At 35.5% G+C, this 3035-nt stretch carries 2 protein-coding genes and 1 pseudogene; 2 read left to right on the forward strand and 1 reads right to left on the reverse strand.

Annotated elements, in window-relative coordinates:
* Positions 1-887: 887 nt before the first annotated feature.
* Complete coding sequence (locus tag DWV53_RS14985) at positions 888-1301, forward strand: hypothetical protein (protein WP_117695804.1); 414 nt, start codon at positions 888-890, stop codon at positions 1299-1301.
* A 101-nt stretch (positions 1302-1402) separates the two neighbouring features.
* Here the strand turns inward: DWV53_RS14985 and DWV53_RS14990 are convergent, their stop codons facing one another.
* Positions 1403-1960, reverse strand: coding sequence for an STM3941 family protein (locus DWV53_RS14990; RefSeq protein ID WP_234699059.1), 558 nt, complete (start codon positions 1958-1960; stop codon positions 1403-1405).
* A 128-nt stretch (positions 1961-2088) separates the two neighbouring features.
* Between DWV53_RS14990 and DWV53_RS14995 the strand changes: the two are divergent.
* Positions 2089-3020 (forward strand): annotated as a pseudogene (locus DWV53_RS14995) (IS982 family transposase).
* The last annotated feature ends 15 nt before the right edge of the window (positions 3021-3035 follow it).

Genomic DNA, 3035 nt, shown 5'->3' on the forward strand with positions numbered 1-3035 from the left:
AAAACTGAATACTGAATACTGAACACCCTTTAGGCACTAATTAGTTTACTCCGCAAGGGGTATTCCATTCGGGATGTGGCAAAAGTTAAGTGGAAGGGGCGTGAGTATGGTGCAACGAGTTAAGCGATTAAAAATACACAATCATAGCAATAAAACTATTAATTTTACGTTCTTTTCAAAAAAGGGGTTGTGCAATAGTGGCTTAAAGGCTAAAAGCACTACCTTTGAATGCAGTTAAATATGGTAATGTTCAAAGTCACAATTTGTGATTTTGGAAAAATGAATATAAATATGACAGATAAAATAGAAAAAAGGGAGAGCAGCGAACTGTGTATATCACATAGGTGCATCCATTAAGGACTTAGGCAAAAAGTGGTTTGGTTTCTCCAAGATGGAGATACTTACACCAGACGAATTGGAGGAAAGAATCAACAGGGAATAAGAAAAAATCAGAGCTCTCTATTGAGTATGGAAGAACTTTTCAGATATTATTTGGGGAATATTATTATTCTTCGTATCGGTACAGGCTTACGCTATCTATGGCTACGCTTTGTAAGGCATCGCAAGATTTCTTACCGAACCCTTTATGAAGGTAGTAAATCGAAAAAAACATCAGAATTATCTAATTTTGAGAATGAAATGTCAAATCGGGCATGGGGATGTGGCTTTATGCTTTTTGTGATATTCTTAATTATATTTTTACGCAGATTTTTATAATAGACATACAAAAAAAATGATTATGCACAACAAGGCTGCCTCGGAATGGATGTGGTGAAGAACATTTTGCCATGTAATGCTCATTAAGATAATGGTAAAAACAAAAAGTGAAATGTTTATTTTTGCAAACATTGATATGATAAGCACTTTAAATTTGAATTGGAAACAATATGAAAATTAAAACATTATTTAAAACACTTTTTTGTGCAGGGTTAGTTTTATCTCTTGCTTTATATTTGTTATATTTACATGGTAACCAGATCGAAAGAACTCAGAAGTCTATTGTAGATTATCAGTATAATGGATATGAAGAAAAACTTAATTATAAACGTTCAAATACAATTTTAATAACATATAAATCAAAACAATATGCATTACATACGGGAGATCGAATTTTGGACAAGATAAAGTCAGGGTATTTTCCTAAATTATACTATTCTTCTAAAACTGATTATCTTTTTTTTGAAGGAGATTATTTGCCTGTCGGTTATGCCCAAGCAGCTTTAATTTTCACGTTCATCTTTTCAGGTATCGGAACTTTAATCTGGAGGAAACAACTTGATGATGATATTAGTAAAATGTAAAAGTATCCAAGGACTATATTGTTTATTGAAGCGGAATCTCTCCTAATCCGCTTTTCAATAAAGTATTTGTCTTGTGCTATAAAAACTCAACAGCACAATTATTAATTGCAGTTCGACCTCCATATTTTCATTCGATAGTTCAAAGTATTGCATATTTCCTTACCCCTCATTGTCAGATTTTGCACGAGGATACTTTCTATTGCTCCTGATACAGACACATTAAATTCCATCATACGTTGGGTTAGACATGAAGCATTTTCCATCTTACGCATCAAAGTTTTTGTACAATAATCAATGGCTATGTAGTTGTTAGAATATATACTAATTAGGCGAAATTGCTCCACATCTTTAAAATAGATTGTTCGATATGTTCTCTTGCGCTGTTCGTAAATGTCAAGCCTATCGTCATGGATTATCAAAAATGGTATATGAGTAGTTATGTTATACAAAGTCATCATAAACATAAGCATTCCGCCACAACCAAAAAACACCATGCTTCCTATACCGCCAAATACTTTTGTTGGCCATGAGGTATTAGCATCATGGAGTATGAAATATCCACCTGCAGCAAAAGCGAAACAACCAACAGTCAGAAGAATATTCTTCCAAAGGCTATGGTATATTCGTATCTCTTTTATATTTTTATCGGTTTGTTTCATCTTTTTATATCGCTTTATTGTTATTACATAAAGTACACCTGTTGGCGGAATTAAAAAACCGCCTGAAAATTAGTATATTTTTATGGAGAAAAAAGTTGTGCATCTCGTTGATTTTTAGTAACTTTGTAGTGTCCAATTATAAAGTTATATATTTCACGCTATGCACAACTTGTATGCAAATTTCGTAAAAATTCTTGAGATATGCAAGGAATTCTCCAAAAATTTAGTTAATGAGCTAGGAAATATTCCTCGCCCTGGAGTCGTACCACGTTTTTCAGACCTCGAAGTTGTTGCTTTGAGCTTGACAGCCGAGCATCTTAGCATCGACAGTGAAAACAACTTGTTCGATAGGCTGAAGGAGTATAAGGCAGATATGCCAAATCTGATTTCTCGACGCCAGTTCAATGACAGGCGAAAGTTCACTGCAGAACTATGTGAGAAGATTCGTAAGCGCATAGCGTCAAAGATGGATGGCGCAGAAGAATATTTCTGCATAGATTCCAAACCAATAGAGGTGTGTCGCTTGTCCAGAGGCTTGCGTTGCAAGATGAAAGGAACAGACGTAACAAACTCTCCTGCATTTGGCTATTGCGCTACTCAGAAGATATACTACTTTGGGTATAAGCTCCACGCTGTCTGTGGGTTAAGTGGAGTTATCCACTCGTATGACCTGAGTCCAGCTAATGTTCATGACATTCATTTTCTTAAAGATGTAAAGTTTCAATTCTATGACTGTTGCATCCTTGGCGATCGTGCTTACCTCAGTGCGGAACTACAGCAAGACTTGTTTTCTTCTGTAGGCATCAAGTTGGAAGTTCCATATCGCTTGAACATGAAGAATTGGCGACCAACATTTAAGCCTTATGCTAAGGCAAGGAAGAGAATCGAGACAAATTTCTCTCAACTTTGTGATCACTTCATGCTCTTCCGAAACTATGCTAAGCAAACCCCAGGACTGTTTACCCGAATCATCGGGAAAATTAGCGCATTTACAGTCTTGCAATATATTAATTATGTAAACAACAGACCGATTGGCAGGGTTAAGTATGCGCTAAATTAATTCCGCCAACGGGTT

Origin of the sequence: Segatella copri, assembly GCF_003465495.1 — a bacterium.
Lineage (GTDB): Bacteria > Bacteroidota > Bacteroidia > Bacteroidales > Bacteroidaceae > Prevotella > Prevotella copri_G.

Bases quoted from the DNA above. Each gene is read 5' to 3' on its own strand.
- DWV53_RS14985 (WP_117695804.1), top strand. From the start codon at position 888: ATGAAAATTAAAACATTATTTAAAACACTTTTTTGTGCAGGGTTAGTT.
- DWV53_RS14990 (WP_234699059.1), bottom strand. From the start codon at position 1,960: ATGAAACAAACCGATAAAAATATAAAAGAGATACGAATATACCATAGC.